The sequence below is a fragment of the Microcoleus anatoxicus genome (genome assembly GCF_042465725.1).
Lineage (GTDB): Bacteria > Cyanobacteriota > Cyanobacteriia > Cyanobacteriales > Microcoleaceae > Microcoleus > Microcoleus anatoxicus.
In genome coordinates this window covers 502,554-522,519 of the sequence record NZ_CP120853.1, presented here as the reverse complement: position 1 = coordinate 522,519, position 19,966 = coordinate 502,554, and the positions used below count along the sequence as shown (strand labels likewise).

8 protein-coding genes are annotated in these 19,966 nt (G+C 47.5%); 5 read left to right on the top strand and 3 right to left on the bottom strand.

The window, feature by feature from the left end:
- Positions 1-467: 467 nt before the first annotated feature.
- Positions 468-1,406, bottom strand: a complete 939-nt coding sequence (locus tag P2A85_RS02330; protein WP_377477292.1) for a glycosyltransferase family 2 protein — start codon at positions 1,404-1,406, stop codon at positions 468-470.
- Between the two features lie 326 nt (positions 1,407-1,732).
- Here P2A85_RS02330 and P2A85_RS02325 point away from each other — a divergent pair, with 326 nt between their 5' ends.
- Positions 1,733-2,935 (top strand): argininosuccinate synthase, encoded by a 1,203-nt coding sequence (locus P2A85_RS02325; protein WP_377477291.1) that lies wholly within the window; start codon positions 1,733-1,735, stop codon positions 2,933-2,935.
- A gap of 246 nt (positions 2,936-3,181) precedes the next feature.
- Here the strand turns inward: P2A85_RS02325 and P2A85_RS02320 are convergent, their stop codons facing one another.
- A complete protein-coding gene (locus tag P2A85_RS02320; RefSeq protein ID WP_377477290.1) occupies positions 3,182-7,966 on the bottom strand; it encodes a glutamate synthase-related protein in 4,785 nt (1,594 codons plus the stop codon).
- A gap of 500 nt (positions 7,967-8,466) precedes the next feature.
- Between P2A85_RS02320 and P2A85_RS02315 the strand changes: the two genes are divergently transcribed.
- Both P2A85_RS02315 and P2A85_RS02310 read left to right on the top strand, forming a co-directional pair.
- A complete protein-coding gene (locus tag P2A85_RS02315) occupies positions 8,467-10,578 on the top strand; it encodes a phosphodiester glycosidase family protein (protein WP_377477288.1) in 2,112 nt (703 codons plus the stop codon).
- Positions 10,579-11,181: 603 nt separating this feature from the next.
- On the top strand, positions 11,182-11,754 hold the full coding sequence (locus P2A85_RS02310; protein ID WP_377477287.1) for a GUN4 domain-containing protein: 573 nt from the start codon (positions 11,182-11,184) through the stop codon (positions 11,752-11,754).
- A 295-nt stretch (positions 11,755-12,049) separates the two neighbouring features.
- On the opposite strand, the gene P2A85_RS02305 is transcribed toward P2A85_RS02310, so the two are convergent.
- The gene (locus P2A85_RS02305) at positions 12,050-13,183 is read right to left on the bottom strand and encodes a succinylglutamate desuccinylase/aspartoacylase family protein (protein WP_377477286.1); all 1,134 of its coding nucleotides are present in this window, start codon (positions 13,181-13,183) and stop codon (positions 12,050-12,052) included.
- 167 nt (positions 13,184-13,350) lie between these two features.
- Between P2A85_RS02305 and P2A85_RS02300 the strand changes: the two genes are divergently transcribed.
- Positions 13,351-16,089, top strand: a complete 2,739-nt coding sequence (locus P2A85_RS02300) for a DEAD/DEAH box helicase (RefSeq protein WP_377477285.1) — start codon at positions 13,351-13,353, stop codon at positions 16,087-16,089.
- 269 nt (positions 16,090-16,358) lie between these two features.
- The gene (locus P2A85_RS02295; protein WP_377477284.1) at positions 16,359-19,154 is read left to right on the top strand and encodes a family 10 glycosylhydrolase; all 2,796 of its coding nucleotides are present in this window, start codon (positions 16,359-16,361) and stop codon (positions 19,152-19,154) included.
- Positions 19,155-19,966: the final 812 nt, after the last annotated feature.

Here is a 19,966-nt window from a genome sequence, read left to right as displayed (position 1 = left end):
CAGATGGCAAATAGAGGACACCCATATGTACTGATTAATTGTATCAAAAATATTTGCATTTTTCAGTAAGTCATCACAGTCGATCGAGCTTCCTCAAAATTACTTTCCACTACAATTCTTACTGTTGCTTGTCGCATTCTGATGGTTTGAGGATTTTGAACTACTTTTTATCAGTACATTTTACTGATGTCAAGCATTTCTTCACCCAGCAACGGCTAACAAACACTATAGGTAGATACCCCGGAGCACTTTAAGTGCTGTGGGCATCTAACAGAAGATAATCTTATAGCCTTTGGAGTGAAAGATGAGGTAAGAGCGAGAATTGGTAATTGGTAATTGGTAATTAGTAATGCCCCATGCCCCATGCCCCATACCCCATGCCCCATGCCCTATGCCCCATTACCCATTACACGCTCACCTCACCTAACTGAGAAAGGCTATACATAGAATCAGAGGAATGTACTAAACTATTTTATACTGGTAGTCGCCTCCAGTTCATCGTAAGCAGCATATACCGCTTTCACATTATACCAATTCAGAAAAATCCGAGCTATTTCCAAAGCCAACTGGGAATCACCTCGATCGATTAACCACTGTAACAAAGGCGACATCCTCCGCTCATTCAGCAGCCCACCCAGAGATAAAACTCCCCACAGTATTTTGTGCAACCAAGTCATTTGAATCATCAGCCGCACTTCCCAACTAGGGTGTTTTTGATAAAACAAAACTCCCATTCTTCCCCGCTGAATTTCTCGATCGATCATACCGGGGATTTGGTCTAAACTAAAGGGCGGATGCCAATGATAACCGACTGCTGGGGGACATTTAATCAATTTTAAACCTAATTTTTTTAACCTGACTCCCAACTCTAAATCTTCCCATCCATACAGTTGAAAGCGAGTGTCGAATAATCCAGCATCCATCAACCAGTGACGGGCGATGGCCACATTTCCTGTTGCAAAATAAGCTGCGGAAAAATCTGTGATTTTGTAGGGTTCCGAGGTAGGATCGTCAAAATTGCAGGTATTGATCACGCTGCCGTAAGTAAAAACCCGATCGCTCTCCTTGTATCCTTGTAACAAAGCTTCTGCGTGAGCTTGCAAAAAATGCTCCGTCACAACTAAATCGCTATCAATAAAAATAATCGTATCGCCCTTGGCATCTTCCACCCCCAGATTCCTCGCAGCGGCTGGGCCTTGGTGAGACTGTACGATCGATCGCACATGAGACAACTCATCCCCATGAGCGGCTAACCATTCCAGCGTACCATCTGTGGAGCCGTCGTCTACTACAATGACTTCATACTGTGCGATCGTGTTACCAAACTGCTGGTTTTCCAGAGCTCGTAGACATTTCGCCAAAATTGGTTTACGATTGTACGTCGGAATCACGACACTAAAAAACACGGATTTTCCCCACTGCCACAGCTACCGTCTCCCACGGTAGCAGATTTTTCGCAGCAATTATACTGATAAACAGTCAGCTAGATCAAAAAATAATATCTAAATCTGTACCATTCCTGACAAGAATCGATGTCAATTAGGTGGATAATACAAAGTTGGTTAAATTCCAATACGCGATTGTTAAGCCAGATCCCCCCTAACCCCCCTTCAAAAGGGGGGGACAAGAAATTAATCAAAGTCCCCCTTCTTAAGGGGGATTTAGGGGGATCTCCGAGCAATAAACAGTCTTAACCAAACCGTATTAAGTAAAATTCAGGATGTAAATACGAATGAGTCGCGCTAAAAAAGTTGTCCTAGCATATTCCGGCGGAGTCGATACCTCCGTCTGCATTCCCTACCTCAAAAATGAGTGGGGTGTGGAAGAAGTAATTACTCTGGCTGCGGATTTGGGACAGGGAGACGAATTAGAACCGATCCGCAAAAAAGCTTTAGCATCGGGTGCTTCGGAATCCTTAGTGATTGATGCTACTGAGGAATTTGTGAAAGACTATGCGTTTCCAGCAATTCAAGCCAACGCACTTTACGAAAATCGCTATCCACTTTCGACTGCTCTGGCTCGCCCGCTGATTGCTAAACTGTTAGTGGAAGCTGCGGAAAAATATGGTGCAGATGCGATCGCCCATGGTTGCACAGGTAAAGGAAACGATCAAGTACGGTTCGATGTGTCGATCGGCGCACTAAATCCCAAGATTAAAATCTTAGCACCGGCGCGGGAATGGAAAATGAGCCGGGAAGAAACCATCGCCTACGGGGAGAGATGTGGAATTCCATCCCCCGTGAAAAAGTCTTCGCCTTACAGTATCGATCGCAACTTACTAGGAATGGCTATTGAAGCCGGCATTCTGGAAGATCCTTGGGCGGAACCGCCAGAGGAAGTTTATTTGATGACAAAGGCGATCGAGCAAACTCCCGACCAACCCGAATACATTGAAATCGGTTTTGACAAAGGTAATCCTGTCACTCTCAACGGCGAAACTGTATCACCAGTTGCCTTAATTTCGCAACTCAACGAAATAGTTGGAAACCACGGAGTCGGCCGGATTGACATGATTGAAAACCGGGTAGTGGGGATTAAATCGCGGGAAATTTACGAAACTCCAGCGATTTTAGTATTGATGCACGCCCACCGAGACTTAGAAAGTTTGACGCTGACAGCAGATGTGACGCGATACAAGCGCGGCATCGAAGAAACCTACAGCCAAATGATTTATAATGGCCTTTGGTACAATCCTTTAAAAACAGCTTTAGACGCATTCATTCTGGACACGCAAAAGCGAGTAACTGGAACTGTGCGGATTAAAATGTTCAAAGGAAACGCCACAATTGTCGGCCGCAAATCCGAAAATTCCTTGTACAGTTTCGACTTAGCAACCTACGGTGCTGAAGACGAATTTGACCACAAGGCTGCGGAAGGATTTGTTTATGTTTGGGGATTGCCAACTCGTATTTGGTCGGACAAGAATCGCGGTTAGAAAGTGTTAATTATAGCAACCGCATTAGCGGTTGCTATAGGTCATTAATTTCAACATCTGGGATGCAACGAGCATCAGTAATATCGAATTATATCAATTCCGGTTGGATCGGAATGATTTAACCGCGAAGGCGCGAAGTACGCGAAGGAAGAGAAGAGAGAGTTTAGTACAGGACGATGAAGAGAGGTTTTTATATTATATCAATTCCTCTCTTCATCAGAACTATCTAATTAACTAGCTGCAAAATTAGGCTTCCACAGCAATTTTTGGTTCCGAAGCCTCTGGCGATTTCGCTTCACTCGGTGGCACAACTTGCCAGAATTTGGGCAAATATTCGGCCCAATTTGCCAAAATCTTAGCGGCTTTTTTGCTGTTAGTCCGATCGCGTTGAGCCTGAATCAACTCTTTCAATTGTGCTTCCCCAGCGGCCGTACAAACCCGCTGCATTTTGACAATCTCCCCGTTGACATGAGCTGGGAAGGTCTCATCTTCATCAAGGAAATAACCCAAGCCGCCAGTCATTCCAGCGCCGACGTTGCGGCCGACTTTTCCTAATACGACAATGACGCCGCCAGTCATGTATTCGCAGCAGTGATCTCCAGCACCTTCAATGACGGCTTTCGCCATGGAGTTACGCACTGCAAACCTTTCGCCAGCTTTACCCGCCGCCAACAGAGTTCCCCCCGTTGCGCCGTACAAGCAAGTGTTACCAACGATCGCATTTTCGGAAGCATCATAAGTCGCATCCATGGGTGGTTTGATGACAATTTCACCACCGTGCATTCCCTTACCAACGTAGTCGTTAGCTTGGCCATCCAGTACCAAAGTCATCCCCGGTAAATTGAATGCGCCGAAACTTTGACCAGCCGTACCAGTAAAGTTGAGGGTAATTTGTCCAGTAAAACCGGTGTTACCGTATTGCTTGGCGATCGCACCACTGATTCTGGTGCCTACTGTGCGATCGGTATTCACCAATTTTACACTCTTAGTAACACTGGTTTGATTGGCGATCGCGCTTTGAATTTCAGCATCCGCCAACAAATCATCATCTAACACTGGCCCGTTGGTGTGTACGTCGCCGTGGATCAAGAAAGAGCGATCGGTCTTAGTATCAGGTAATTTGGTCAAACAATCCAAATTAATCTCTTGAGTTTTGGTCAACTTCACCCCAGCCCGCATTGTCAGCAAATCACCGCGGCCAATAATATCTGCGATCGACTTATAACCCAATTTTGCCAACAAACTGCGTACTTCTTCAGCCACAAAGTAGAAGAAATTGACTACGTGTTCCGGCGTACCAGGGAAACGCTTCCGCAACTCTTCCTTCTGGGTAGTAACGCCGACGGGACAAGTATTCATGTGGCAAACGCGGGCCATAATGCAGCCTTCAGCAATCATTGCCACTGTGCCAAACCCGTACTCTTCGGCGCCCATCAAAGCGCCTACAATCACATCCCAGCCTGTTTTGAAGCCACCGTCAACGCGGAGCAAAACTCGATCGCGCAACTTGTTTTCCATCAGCACCCGATGAACTTCGGTCAATCCGAGTTCCCACGGAGAACCTGCGTGCTTAATCGAACTCAGTGGAGATGCACCGGTGCCGCCATCGTGGCCGGAAATTTGAATCACATCAGCATTGGCTTTGGCGACACCAGCAGCCACAGTACCGATGCCGACTTCCGACACCAACTTGACCGAAACTCCGGCTTTCGGATTGATTTGATGCAAGTCAAAAATCAACTGTGCCAAATCCTCGATCGAATAAATATCGTGGTGAGGCGGCGGCGAGATTAGGGTGACACCAGGTTTCGATCGGCGCAAAAAGGCAATATACTGGCTCACTTTCGGCCCTGGTAATTGGCCGCCTTCTCCCGGTTTCGCACCTTGGGCCACTTTTATTTCGATCTGTTGGGCGCTCATCAGGTATTCTGGAGTCACGCCGAAACGCCCAGAAGCTACCTGTTTGATGGCACTTGAGGCGGTATCCCCGTTTTGCAAACCCTTCAAGTGAGGCAGAGTTGGTGACAAGCCAGCCTCGTTGACATCCTTGAGCACATTGTATCGAACTGGGTCTTCGCCGCCTTCACCGGAATTGGATTTGCCGCCGATGCGGTTCATCGCAATGGCTAAGGTTTCGTGGGCTTCCGGGGACAAAGCACCGAGGGACATTCCGCCCGTGGCGAAACGTTTGACAACATCTGCTACAGATTCTACTTGTTCGATGGGAATCGAAGGGCGATCGCTCGCAAAATCCAGTAAATCCCGTAAAGCTGTCACCGGGCGAGTTTCAAGCTGTTTCTTGTAAACCTCGTAGTGATCGTAGGCAGTTTCGGCATTTTTGGAACCAATTGGTTCCATTTTTGGTTCAGCCCCATTACCGCTACCATTGCTTCCTTCTTCATTCCCCCCTTGGGGGGGGTAGGGGCGGGTTGACTTAAAGCTAGTCACAGCCTTGTGCAAAGCCTTTGCCATTTCCGGGCTGTTCATGTGATATTCGCCACCGCGCCGATATTGCACGAAGCCGTAATTTTCCAGCTTTTTAGCGTTCAATTCCGGGAAAGCCTGGGAGTGGAAGGACATCACTTCCTGGCCTAGTTCCGCCACCGTCAAACCGCCAATCCGAGACACAGTTCCTTTGAAGCCCAAATCTAGCAAATCACCGCCAATTCCGATCGCCTCAAAGATTTGGGCCGCTTGATAGCTGGACAACAGGGAAATCCCCATTTTTGACATAATCTTCAACAGCCCATTTTCCACCGCTTTGCGGTATTGAGCTTGAGCCGCCGTCACGGTAATATTGGGCACTTTGCCGTGTTTCATCAAGTTTTGAGTCTTGCTGTCAGCCCACCAGCCGCGCACGCTTTCCAGGGCTAAATAGGGGCAAACCGCGGCCGCACCGTAACCGATTAAACAAGCAAAATGGTGAGTGCTCCAACACTGGGCGGTATCGACAACTAGGGAAGTTTGCATCCGCAGCCCTTCCTGAATCAAGTGGTGGTGAACGGCACCAATTGCTAGGAAAGGTGGAATATAAGTGCATTCTGCACTCAAACCTCCTTCTTCATTCCCCCCTTGGGGGGGGTTGGGGGGGGTTTGCTTCGATACTCGATCGCTCAGAATCAAAATCTTAGCGCCCGATCGCACTGAATCGGCTGCTTTTTGACAAAGTTGAGCTACTGCGGATTTAAGACCTTCCGGGCCACCATCAATTTTGTAAACCGTTGATAGAACCTCTGCGGGGAAAGACTTTTGCTCTTTCAAGAAAGACAGTTCAGCGTCGTTGAGTACGGGAGAATCTATTTTCAGTAGCTTGGCATTTTCCGGCACTGCTTGCAATAAATTGCCCCGCAGCCCGATATTCACCGTCAGAGACATCACCATCCCCTCGCGCAGGGGGTCGATGGGCGGATTTGTGACTTGAGCAAACCTCTGTTTGAAATAGTTGTACAGCAACTGAGGCTTTTCTGACAATACAGCCAAGGGAATGTCGTCTCCCATGCAGAAAGTCGGTTCTTTCCCGGAGCTCGCCATCTCCACGATCACCATGTCCAAATCTTCGGCGGTGTAGCCAAAAGCAATTTGACTGGCTAACAGTGTTTGAGAGTCGAGGGTTGCGGTTTCGGCAAAAGGTTGTGGTTCCAAGGTTTCGCGGTTTTTTTGCAACCATTCACCGTAGGGATGTCGCTTCGCAATCCGCTGTTTGAGTTGCCAATTTTTGAGAATTTCCTGAGTTTGTAGATCGACTGCGATCATTTGTCCTGGCCCCAAACGGCCTTTTTCGACAATATCTGCTTCGTCGATATCGACTACACCGGCTTCGGAGGCGACAATTACCAAACCGTCTTTGGTAATGCAGTAACGGGCCGGGCGTAAACCGTTGCGATCGAGCGTAGCACCTACTTGTTTCCCGTCGCTAAATACCAGTAATGCGGGGCCATCCCAAGGTTCTTGAATGGCGCTGTAATACTCATAAAAATCGACAATTTCGGGATAGGGAGCTAAATCTGGCTGATTTTTGTAAGCTTCAGGAACTAGAATAGTCAAGGATTCTAGGGGAGAACGCCCGGAGTGTACCAGTAGTTCCATCACGTTGTCCAAGTTTGCCGAATCGCTGCTGTCAGAATTGACAATGGGGTTGAACGTGTTGAGATCGGCTTGACTCCAATTCGGGTGAGCTAAATTGGCTTGTCGCGCCTTCATCCAGGTAATATTGCCCAACAGCGTGTTGATTTCGCCGTTGTGTCCCAGCAAGCGCATCGGTTGAGCTAAGTGCCAGCGGGGCATGGTGTTGGTGCTGAAGCGTCGATGATATACTGCAAAGGGACTTTTGTAGGCGGGATTTTTCAGGTCGAGGTAAAATTCTCCCAGTACGGCAGATCGCAGCATACCTTTATATACGATCGTGCGACAGGAAAAAGAGCAAGAGTAAAAGTCTTGGCGAGTGAAGTCGGGGCGATGGGATAATGCGTGTCCGATCGCGCGGCGAGTCAGAAATAACTGGCGATCGAGTTCGTCGCCCTGTAATTGCGGTGAACTAACGATTACTTGTTCGATTTGAGGTTGATTTTCTAGCGCTTGCGGGCCCAAAACAGACGCATCGACGGGAACTTTGCGCCATCCCAGCAGTGTCAGCCCGCGTTCTAACAGAATTTCCTCAACCATATGCCGCGCGATCGCCGCTTGGTCTTCATCCCTGGACAGAAACAGCATTCCCACGCCGCAGTTTTCCTGGGCGGGAGGCTGAATACCTTGTTCTGCGAACCAAGAATGGAACAATTCCCAAGGAATCGCGGTCATCAAACCAGCACCATCACCTGAATCTTGGTCAGCGCTGCAACCGCCACGGTGTTCTAGACAAGTTAAGGCTGGTAAAGCTTTTTGAATTAAGGAGTGAGTAGCTTTGCCACTTTGGTTAGCAATGAAGCCCACACCGCAAGCATCTCTTTCTTCGATTAGCCAGCTTTGACCGGCATAAGGAGTTCCTCGATGACCCTGATTTTGATTTTGATTTCGATCGCTCGTGTTGCCCATGTTGATTGAATACTATTTCGGTGATTGTGTGGTTGATTCGTTATAACTTGAAAAACAGAAGGCTACCCATCTGTGGGAGTCGGGAAAGCCTTCAAACAGCCAAAGCCAGCAGATTTGATAAAAAAAATTACATTGATACTGCCAGTACCTAGCCCTGAAACTCTGTTTGCAGATTCTTAATTATCTCGATCGAATCGCCTCCGAGATGTCTCATAGAATACCCTGCTGTTAAAAAAAACAGTTATTCTCTGGAAAATCGCCGCCTCGCAACCAGGTAAATTGCAGGCGATCGAGTTTTGTGTTTTTTTTTAATTAATCCCCTCCATCAGTCTTGCAGTGCGCTGCACCACCAATGAAACCATGTCTTAATATTATGCAGCTAACTACAGCCAACTACACAGCCCAAAAAATTAAGTTTATCAATAAAATTAGAAATTTTCACCTTTGTGCTGTATAGCGTGTTTGACGGTGAAGAGTTTTAAGTTATCAGAGGTAAAAAAATGCACAGTAGAGTTTCGATTGCGCCCATACTGGCGATCGCCCTAGGTTTAGCCTGGAATTTTCCTGGGAAAGCAGAGAATGAGAAGGCTGGGCTGATGGATGCTTCCACAGCCCGCCAGGGAATGAATTCCCTGGCTAATAGGGAAAGTCGGTTAAAACCGACTGAAATACCCCTCAATAGTCCTCTTGAGAGGACTTCAGCTATGAGACAGGGGTTTCAACCCCTGTCGGACTCGGACTCTCGCTTTTTGACTCAATCCCCACCACCAGCAGCCACCATCAAACAAGGCCGCCAAATCTCTCTCAACGGGCGCATCATTCCCCTAGCTTGGACACAACAGCCCGCAAATAGTATATCGCCGAACATCCGAACTTGGATTGCCGACATTGGCTTAATGCAATCGGCCGGAGTCGATTTGCTCAACACCGCCGACAATACTAAACAGCCCGTACAGTGGTTTTCAGTGTCTTTAACGGCAGAGAAGAGTATAACAGCGCGATCGCAGGGACAATATCGTTACTTAGATATCACAGATTTTGCCAGACTTGCGGGTTGGCGGATATCTGCCGATGGTAATACTTTGAACATCACATCTCCTGTGGCCAATGTTACAGGAGTGCGGCAAGCAGAGAAAGAATGGGGCGATCGCATCGTGGTAGACCTCGATCGCAGTGCTCCGTGGCAAGTTAACATTGTCGATACCCCAAGCCCATCCCCAACACCCACACCTAGAGACACTCCAGACGACCCCACAAAGCCCACTCTTCCCCAGACTAAAACCCCCCCAGCGCCAAACCTCGAAACACCAGACGACCCCAGCAAACCAGCCCTCCCGCTCCCGGTAGCACCATCTGCGCCAATTATCGGTCAACAATGGTCGATCGACCTCGATGCCAAAATCGCACCCGCCATAATTCAGCGCGCTTTTCAAACCAGCAAACAATTACTAGCACTAAAAATCGAACCAACCGACACTCAAACCAGAGTCAAAGTCACCATACCTTTAGGTTGGCGTCCGCAAGTATTCAGCCTCGGAAATCCCCATCGATTAGTGATTGATATTAGGCCAGATTCCCTAGTAGAAAAAGACATTGTTTGGGCGCGGGGAGTCCGGTGGCGACAACAGTATCAAAACTTAGGAACCGCACGTTTTCCAGTTGTTTCGTTAGAAGTTAATCCCCGTCAAACCGGTGTCAAAATTAGACCAATTTTGAGCAATCCCCCCACAGATAAAGGCACTGCACCTCTGAGGGAAACAGCGGAACTTTCGGGAACGGCGGCTGCGATTAATGGGGGATTTTTCAATCGGATAAATCGCTTAGCTTTAGGAGTAATTCGGCGCGACAACAAATGGCTGGCTGGCCCAATTTTGAACCGAGGGGCGATCGCCTGGAACGATCGTGGCGAAATCTCGATCGCTCGTTTGACTTTGCAAGAAACCTTGATTACTCCGACAAACCAACGTTTATCTATTTCTCACCTCAATAGCGCCTACGTAGAAGCTGGAATCGGCCGCTACAATCCCGATTGGGGAACGACTTATACTCCGTTTTCTGACAATGAGATAGTGGTTACTGTGGTGGGCGATCGCGTTGTGGGCCAAGTTCCCTCTGGTGGGACGGGAAAAACAGCTTTTCCAATACCAGCCAACGGTTATATTTTAGCATTGCGTTCCAATTTGTCGATCGCCTCTCAACTGACACCAGGCACTTTATTACGTCTGGAAACTCAGACAATTCCGTCAGAGTTCAGTGCTTTTCCTTACATTGTAGGTGGCGGGCCATTGTTGGTAAAAAACAGTAGAGTTGTGCTGAATCCGCAGGCGGAAGGGTTTAGCGATGCCTATGTAAGACAGACGGCGATTCGGAGTGCGATCGGACACAATGCAGCGGGTAATTTGCTGATTGTAACCGTGCACAATCGGGCGGGGGGGGCGGGACCAAATTTCGCAGAACTCGCGCAGATTTTGCAGCAAATGGGGGCTGTGGAGGCTTTAAATTTGGATGGGGGAAGTTCGACGAGTTTGTATTTGGGAGGGAATTTAGTCGATCGACCTTTGTCTACGGCGGCGAGAGTTCATAATGCGATCGGAATATTCATTCAACCCTAGTTTGGGAGAAAAATATGTCATTAATTTGGCGCTAATCAGAACCCCCGGAACCAACCCCCAATCATCTCCGTCACAAGTCTTATTCTGGCGATCGCCCTATCTCAAGTAAAACTTTTTTTGAGCAACATTACTTACTGGTTAAAAATGATACTACATCAACTATCATCCTGTTGACAATAAACTGCGATCGTATAAGATGTGTAGAATGTTTTCTCTATGTATCAGTGACTTAGCTTTGCCCAAATTGACTGTGACTTTTATAACTTATGTAGTCATATTTCGTCAGTGTAGTAGCGACTTTTAGTAGCCCTGGTTACTGAAAAAGATGTTTTTCTAACAACTAACATCTCATGCTTTAGTCGAGGAACTATCACCAGAATTACCCTAAAAGACTGATGAAATTTGGAGTTACATAAACTATAGTAGACACTATCAACAAATTTCTCTTTCACAGACCCAATCAATCCTGAACGCCTAGGGACTAGATCGCTACGCCACAGTAATATTATCGGATTATCCTGGTCAATTAACTGATGACTAACCAGGATATATTTGATATTGATAAATATCCACAAACAAACACCAAAAACGTAGGAGTTAGTAATGTTTAAACTGCAAATTAATGAAGTTAAATTAGTATCAGCAGTGGGTATAGATTATAGCAAATTGCGTAATTTATTAGCAGCAAAAAAGTGGCAAGAGGCCGACGAAGAAACTACTAAATTGATGCTGCGGGCTGCCAAATGCGAAGAAAAAGGATGGCTGGATAGAGAAAGTATTGAAGAATTTCCCTGCGAGGACTTGCATACCATAGACCAACTTTGGGAAGAATATTCCAACGGTCACTTTGGCTTTAGCGTACAAAATCGTATTTATCAAAGTCTGGGGGGAAACAATGAATATGATAGCGATGTTTGGGAGACTTTTCGTTACATAGTGGGCTGGCTAAAAAAGGGCGAAAGGCTCTACTACAACGACCTCACTTTTAGTGAAAAAGCACCAGCAGCTCACCTCCCAGTTGTGGGATTGTTTGTGGGCTTTGTGGGAAAGGGAATTAAGGCGGACTCTTTCGATGGACAGTGTGCGCTCATGGCCGGTTTGGGAGGGGTTGTTTTTGATGCTCTCGCATCAAGAATCTTGAACTGTAACCAATCTGTTCCAGTTTTACCAGAGTGATTATTGACTGTTGACAGTGAGTCAAAAAAACTGAATTTTTCCCTGAAGTATTGTGGTGGCTTGAATCGATTTTTAGGATTTTATATCAAATCCGGTAACATCTGAATAATTCAGATCTCTATTCTCTTCCTGTGTGTCCTCTGTGTTCTGTTCGTTTAAATCATTCCGATGTAGCCGGAAACGATATTATTTTTCAGGGTAGACCGACTTTGTTCACTAATTATTGCTATAGCATCGCTAAAACCCAGACTTATTTGGCGAATAAGTCTGGGTTTTATGACCATTTTTACAAAAATCAATCAGCCATCACAGATAACACATATTCTCCTTGATTTACTGACTGATTGGTCGAAACATCAAAAATAAAAAGATCCGACTCAGCACAAACATCTACTAAAGTGGGAAAATCTCCATGTTTGTGAAAGCACAGAATTTGATAAAGCCGATCGCCTTTTTTGACAAAACTCCCCAATTCCACTCGATTTTGAATCATCCCGCCCGCCGGCGCGTAGTATTCTTTGACCAAATTCTTGGGGGTAAAAATGACTTGATGATTCGCAGTTTCGGGAAGCGGAAATCCATCTATTTTCAATAAACCCTTACTGGCTAAGTAATTTTTGATTCCCCGTAACCCCTTCGCCACCGATTCAGGATTGATTTCCATCCCCGAACCCAATTCTAGAGTCCAAGATTCAATATCAAAGGAAATCGGACTCCCCAACTCCCCTAAAATCCTCTCCAAAGCCAGCCAAGGTTTGAGAAATGCCTCATCAAAAGCATCCCCATCATACTCGTTCATCCAGATGGCGCGATCGAGCAAAAAAGCTTTCGCACTCTCCTCGCGAGAACTAAAACAATAAAGGTAATCTAAACTTTGATTTGTGGAAGTGTGCAAGTCCAACACATAGTCAGCATCCCAACACAAAGATTGTAGCTGGTATCGGAAAAGTTCCCTGTAGGGGCGACAACTAGGAGCGTTAATTTTTGCCAACTCTTTGGCAAAACTCAAAGCCATTGCTTTTCTGTAATTAACTTTAACAGTATCGGCATCCAGATTCATCTGAGACTGAGCAAAACCCAGAATATCTTCCCCTTGCTTTTCAAAATCCCAGAAAATTCGGTTCCAATTTACCCCATCATAAAGATTGTAGCGACCAGGGGAAAAATGGTGCGATCGCTGGTTGACACCCAAAGGATTACAAACAGGAACTAGCCAAATTTCCCCGATTAACTCAGTGGAGTCCAAACACCTTAAAAACTCAATCAATTGGTAAATAACCGCATTACCGCTAATCTCAGCGCCGTGGAGGTTAGATTGAAGATAAGCCTTTTTGCCGGGAATCGCACCTTGGAACTGATAGACTTGCAGCGAAAGTCGATCGCCAGAAGCAAGCTGCACCACAGGAATAGTCGAAATAATAGGAATCATAGAGGAGGAAAGTGGGAATCGGGAATCGGGAATCGAGCCTAGTGATGACCGTCGGGTAGTTCAAATAGCCGATTTGCTACAGAAGGTTTAAAATCAATACAGTCCTCTGCTACCTTGCTGTAAGCAAGATTGAAGCACACCTACTGTAAAACCTTATAATAATCCCAGTGCCAGATACCTCCCAGAACCGCCCAGAGCTGGATCTGAAGACTATATTCCCATTCGAGCTAGATAACTTTCAGAGAGAGGCGATCGCCGCCCTCGATGCAGGTAAATCCGTTGTCGTTTGCGCCCCTACAGGCTCCGGGAAAACTTTAATCGGCGAATACGCCATCCACCAAGCACTCGCGCGGGGGCGTCGCGTCTTCTACACCACTCCCCTCAAAGCCCTTTCCAACCAAAAACTGCGCGACTTCCGCCAGCAATTTGGGACTGAGATGGTCGGCTTACTGACGGGGGACATCTCCGTTAATCGGGATGCTCCTATTTTGGTGATGACTACCGAAATTTTTCGCAATATGCTCTATGGTACGCCGATCGGGGCTGTGGGTACTTCCTTAACCGGAGTCGAAACAGTAGTTCTCGATGAGTGTCACTACATGAACGACAAACAGCGGGGTACTGTTTGGGAAGAGTCGATTATCTACTGTGCGAGCGAAATTCAACTACTCGCCCTCTCAGCCACTGTTGCTAACAGCGCCCAACTGACAGACTGGATTAATAAAGTCCACGGGCCAACAGAGCTAGTTTACTCCGACTTTCGCCCCGTGCCGCTGCAATTTCACTTCGCCAATCAAAAAGGGATATTTCCTCTGCTAGATGAGAGCGGCAAAAAACCTAACATCCGTTTAGTCCCCAAAAAGAAACAGCAAAAACTAGAAAGAGGTAGTATCCCCGTTCCCAGTTTGGGGGATGTTTTGTCTCGGTTGGACGATCGCGATATGCTACCAGCAATCTACTTCATCTTCAGTCGCCGTGGGTGCGACCAAGCAGTGGCAGAAGTTGGGAATTTCTCCCTAGTCAACGAAGCCGAAACCGCCGAACTCAAACGCATCATTGACGACTTTTTACAGCGGAATCCCGAAGCAGAACGCTTTGGCCAAAAAGAAGCACTTTTAAAAGGCATTGCAGCCCACCATGCCGGCATTTTACCCGCTTGGAAAGGCTTAGTAGAAGAACTCTTCGGCAAAGGTTTAATTAAAGTCGTATTTGCCACCGAAACCCTGGCCGCCGGGATTAATATGCCCGCCCGCACCACAGTCATTTCTACCCTTTCCAAGCGCACCGACAAGGGACACCGACTCCTAAATGCTTCGGAATTCCTCCAAATGGCCGGTAGAGCAGGCCGGCGGGGCATGGACGAGCTGGGGCACGTAGTGGCAGTTCAGACGCGGTTTGAAGGGGCAAAGGAAGCCTCCTATTTGGCCACAGCCAAAGCCGATGCCCTCGCCAGTCAGTTTACGCCCAGCTACGGCATGGTGCTGAATTTATTGCAAACTCACACTCTCAAAGAAGCTCAAGAACTCGTAGAGCGTAGTTTTGGTCAATATCTTTCTACCTTGTACTTGCAGCCGCAGCAAGCCGAGGTAGACCGGCTGCAAGCGGAATTGGCGGTGTTGGAGGAGTCTCTGGCTGCTGGTGGCGATGTGGCTAACCTGGAAAAACAACTCGCCCATTATGAAAAATTGCAGGGCAGACTCAAGGAAGATAAACGCCTACTCAAAACTTTGTTGCAGCAAGCTGAAGAAGCTCGGATGAAGGAGATGTCCGTGGCTGTGGCTTTTGCGGTGCTCGGAACTGTTGTCAGCCTTAAAGGTAAACACGTTCCTACTGCTAAACGATCGCACACATCTCCCGTACCCGCTGTACTCGTTGCCAAAATCCCAGGTTCGGGCCAAGCTCCAAATTTAGTCTGTTTGGGCAAAGATAACCGCTGGTATGTCGTCGCCATTAGCGATGTCGCTAGCCTCCATGCTCAATTACCCCGTTTGAGCGTTGCCGATACCATGAACCCGCCCTCGGAAATGCCCCTGAGACTGGGCCAGTGTCGTTTGGGCACTGAGGAAACTCTTCCTATCGCCCAATCAATCCCAGAATTGCCGGCACTGGAACCGACTACCGAGGCTCAAGACCAACTACAAAAAATCGCAGCCATAGAAGCTAAGCTAGAAATTCACCCTGTTTTAGAATGGGGCAATCCGGGTACTTTGCTCAAACGCCAGCGACGCAGGATAGAGTTGCAAAAGGAAATACGCAGAGGGTTGCAGGACTTAGAAAAGCAACGATCTCGCTACTGGGAAGAATTTATCAACTTAATTGACATTTTGCTCAATTTCGGGTGCTTGGAAAGGGTAGTTTCTCTCAATGTTGAGGGGGCTGATACCTGGGAAAGATTAGTTCCTACAGAATTGGGTCAGGCTTGCGCTGCCATTCGTGGGGATAATGAACTCTGGTTAGGTTTGTCGTTGATGTCGGCGGAATTTGATGAACTAGACCCCCACCACCTAGCGGCTGCTTGCGCGGCTTTGGTTACGGAAGTTTCTCGGCCCGATAGTTGGACTCACTATTCCCTATCTCCAGAGGTTTTGGCACCTTTGGATAATCTCCAAAAAGGCTTACGACGCAGGCTGTTTCAAGTGCAGTACCGACATGAAGCTGCGATCCCGATTTGGCTGGAACGAGATATGGTGACTTTGGTTGAGCAGTGGGCCCTGGGCGTGGAATGGCTGGAATTGGTCAGTCATACGAGTTTGGATGAGGGGGATGTGGTGCGGATTTTGCGCCGCACTTTGGATTTCTTGTCTCAGATTCCTCATGTTCCTCACGTATCTGATGCTTTGCGACGGAATGCTTGTCGGGCGATGCAGTTAATCGATCGTTTCCCGGTGAATGAAGCTGCTAATTGAAGAATAGTTGACAGTGGGCTGTCGCTCCTTCGACTTCGCGAGGGGGTAGGCAGTTGGCTGTTGACAGTTGATAGTTGATATCAAATCCGGTAGCATCTGAATTATTGAGATCTCTATTCTCTCCCTCTGTGTCAAGAGTGTTCTAGTAAGGTTAAATCATTCCAATACAACCGGAAACGATAGGACAGTTGAACGCAGGTTTTAATCTAAAATCTACAATCTCAAATCTCAAATCGATCGACTGGTGTGGTGGGTAGTTCAGAAGATTAATGCAACAAATCAAAAAGCCCGATCTAATTCCTGTAGCCTGCTCTCAGGCTCAAACAATTCGCTTTTTCACTTTCTTGCAAAGGGTATTAATTGGGACTCTCGCGATTAGTTTATTCAATCTCTCGCTTTGGTTTCCCTCTCCCAGTTTTGCCCAAGTGCTGTTGGGTGTAGTTCGCAGTTCCGAAAATTCCCCGGACTGGCTCAAGATTACCACGCGACTCTGGGACAGTGGTATTGCTTACAAACCAATTAATCTCGAAGAAATCAAAAGTGTCGGAGATTTGGCCGGGGTTAATGTCCTGTTTTTACCGAATATTGAAACGTTGAGTCCAGCCCAACTTAAAGTTTTAGAATCTTGGGCGAAACAAGGTGGTAGATTGATTGCTTCCGGGCCTGTGGGGCGCAGTTCCCCGGCTTTGGTGCGCCAATCTTTACGATCGCTCCTTGGGGCCTATTGGGCTTTTCCGTTGACTCAGCCGGCGGCACCTCAACCCCGCACCCGCTGTCGAGATCTCGCTTGCACTACTTCTAGCAATTGGGTGCCGGTGGAACAAAAAAATATCTTGGTTCAAGGCGGTGTCTTGATTCCGGCTGATGCTAACAGTCAAACTGTTGCTACCTGGAAGGATAGTTCTGGTTCTTCGGCTGCGATCGCTACCGATCGCGCTACCTATCTCGGCTGGCGCTGGGGTAGCGACGGTTCGGCAAAGGTAGACACGGCTTGGCTGCGGGCCTCGATCGCCCGCTGGGGAGGCACTGTCGGTTCCCCCATACCACCGCAAACGGCGATCGCACCCCCCAGACCCAGATCCCCAAATCCCCCCTCCAGAACTCCTAGAAACACCCCTCCAAGTCCGCGCAATACCCCACTGAGCAGACTTTCTCCCTCTCTCCCCCTTCCAGAACCGGTACCTACAACTTTTACTGACCCTTCGGATCAGTCGGCACCGGCGGGCTTGGATGTGCAGATAAATTCCTCAGCGCCGATCGTCAGCATTGAAGCCTACTTAATGCGCCAAGAATTGACTAACCTCCTCGGTAGGTTTGAAAGTGCCTTGACAGCAGCTAATTCAGCGAATACTGCTGTGAATCTGAATGCAGCCAATACTGCTCAACTGGTGGCCGGAAGCAATAGTGGTGGAGTCCAGGCTGCTAGTCGCCCGCCGATGATGCTAGCGGGAACAGCCAGGGCGATCGCCAGTGCACGACAGGTGTTGCAAAGTTTCGATGGACTCCTGGCTGAGCAAAAGTACGCGGAGGCTAGAAAGCAGTGGGTGGAAGCCCGACAGTTGCTGTGGCAAAATTATCCCCAGGAAGGACAGCGGGTGGGTTCGGAAATTCGGGCTGTTTGGCTCGATCGCGGTACAATTGTCGCTGCTCGATCGGAACAAGGTTTAGCAGCAGTGTTCGATCGCCTCGCCGCCGCTGGTATCAATACCGTTTTCTTTGAAACTTTAAATGCCGGATATCCGATTTATCCCAGTCAAGTTGCACCCCAACAAAACCCCCTCACCCTGGGTTGGGACCCCCTGGAATCTGGGGTGAAGTTGGCCCACGAGCGAGGTATGGAATTGCACGCTTGGATTTGGACTTTTGCCACGGGTAATAAACGCCACAATACTCTAATTGGTAAGCCAAGTTCCTATCCAGGCCCGGTGCTTTCTGCATATCCAAATTGGGCAAATATTGACAACAAAGGACGCATACAACATATTAATGATGGTAAATTTTATCTCGATCCTGCTAATCCAGAAGCCCGTAGTTATTTGCTGCGAATAATTAACGAAATTGCCAGCCGCTACCAAGTTGATGGACTGCAACTTGACTACATTCGCTATCCTTTTCAAGATGATAATGCGGGTTTTACCTATGGTTATGGTGCGGCGGCGAGGCAGCAGTTTCAGCAATTAACAGGGGTAGATCCGATGAGGATTTCGCCTAATGATGGTAATTTATGGCGGCAGTGGGTTGAGTTTAAAACTAATCAAATTAATAGTTTTGTTGGCGAAGTTTCTCAGTTGTTGCGACGCAATTATCCGCGGACAATTTTGTCGGTGGCTGTGTTTCCGCACCCTCCTAGTCAACGGATTTACAAAATTCAGCAGAATTGGGAAGTTTGGGCTCGTCAGGGGATTGTGGATTTGATTGTGCCCATGACTTATGCTTTGGATACTAATCGACTTCAACGCATTACTGAACCTTTGGCTAAGGAACAAATGCTCGGTTCGGCTTTGATTTCTCCGTCGGTTAAGTTGTTGACTCTCCCGGAAGTGGTGGCGATCGACCAAATTCAGGCTTTGCGGGATTTGCCGACTGGGGGTTATGCTATTTTTGCAGCCGAAAGTATTAGTAGCGGGATGCAGGCGTTTTTTAATCGTACTCAAGGGCGGGGAGGGCGATCGTCTACTAGGGCGGCGCTAACGACTTCGGCTGGGGAACCGATTCCTTATCGCCAGCCTTTTGCCTCCGCGGTTTCGCGGTATACTGCGCTCAAACAAGAATGGAGTTTTTTGTTGGCTAACAATCAGTTGCGGGTGTCGGAATCGGAATTGAAAGTGTTGCAAAGTCGATCGACAGAATTAGCCGAAGCTTTAAACAAATTAGCCGCCACTCCCAGTCCCGAAAATTTAACGATTGCTAAAAGATTGCTGGCGAGTTTTTCATCTCAATTTCAATCTTCCATGCGCCTGCATTCTGCCGAAAATAACTATCAAGTTCAAACTTGGCAAAATCGTTTGGATAGTTTGGAGATGTTGTTGCGTTATGGCGAAAGGGTAGAGTTGAATCGCGGGTAAATCTCAGTGGTTTGGCGAAAGAGTGTGGGCGATCGATCTTAATTTATTCAAAAAATGCCCTATACACATACTTGAGGCGCTAGCATAGGTTGTAGACGCTCAAGTACAGCTTAGCCTTGCTGACTTGACTCTTCTGTTAGAACCCCAGCTTCTTACTTAAAGTGCTGGAGGGATATGGTTATTGGGTTTGTGTTAGGTGGGCTTACTGTCACTCACAAGTTTTTACCGGACTCAGGCAGATTTTACGTAACCATCTATCTCAGTAGTTGCGGAAACAACATACGTATAAATACGCTATTGTCCTTAAAGTTGATACCATTTACAATAACCAGTAAGGTGCAATTTTTACCAACCACCCACAGGAAATATAGTAACAGCCAAGATGCTTAGGAGATTTTCGATCGCTCAAACTATGGCTATAGCTGCTTTTCCTTCTTCCCATTGGTGTCAACAACCAGGTCAAACCGATAGTCCGACAGGGGTTTAAACCCCTGTCGAGAGAGCGAAAGTCCTCTCAAAGAGGACTGAAGAGTTAGTTGATGTGTATTGGTTTGGGGCAAATCGACCGTCGGTTTCAACCGACTGTCTTCTATTAGACAGGGGTTTGAACCCCGCTTAGGACTCGTGGGATGACTAATGGACACGGGGCGGGCTGACAGCTTAAGTTGACACCAATGCCTTCTTCCTTCTTCCTTCTGTTATAGCTAGAAATCCTATCTATCATTGCTGTGGAGCAACCAAACACCAAGTCCTCATACCAGATAACAGTGTCCTGGTTTTGTACGGACTCAACGAATGTTTATTCGTATTGA

What these genes read in the sequence shown, in the direction of transcription:
- P2A85_RS02325 (WP_377477291.1), top strand. Translation starts at nt 1,733, where the DNA reads ATGAGTCGCGCTAAAAAAGTTGTCCTAGCATATTCCGGCGGAGTCGAT.
- P2A85_RS02320 (WP_377477290.1), bottom strand. Translation starts at nt 7,966, where the DNA reads ATGGGCAACACGAGCGATCGAAATCAAAATCAAAATCAGGGTCATCGA.
- P2A85_RS02315 (WP_377477288.1), top strand. Translation starts at nt 8,467, where the DNA reads ATGCACAGTAGAGTTTCGATTGCGCCCATACTGGCGATCGCCCTAGGT.
- P2A85_RS02310 (WP_377477287.1), top strand. Translation starts at nt 11,182, where the DNA reads ATGTTTAAACTGCAAATTAATGAAGTTAAATTAGTATCAGCAGTGGGT.
- P2A85_RS02305 (WP_377477286.1), bottom strand. Translation starts at nt 13,183, where the DNA reads ATGATTCCTATTATTTCGACTATTCCTGTGGTGCAGCTTGCTTCTGGC.
- P2A85_RS02295 (WP_377477284.1), top strand. Translation starts at nt 16,359, where the DNA reads ATGCAACAAATCAAAAAGCCCGATCTAATTCCTGTAGCCTGCTCTCAG.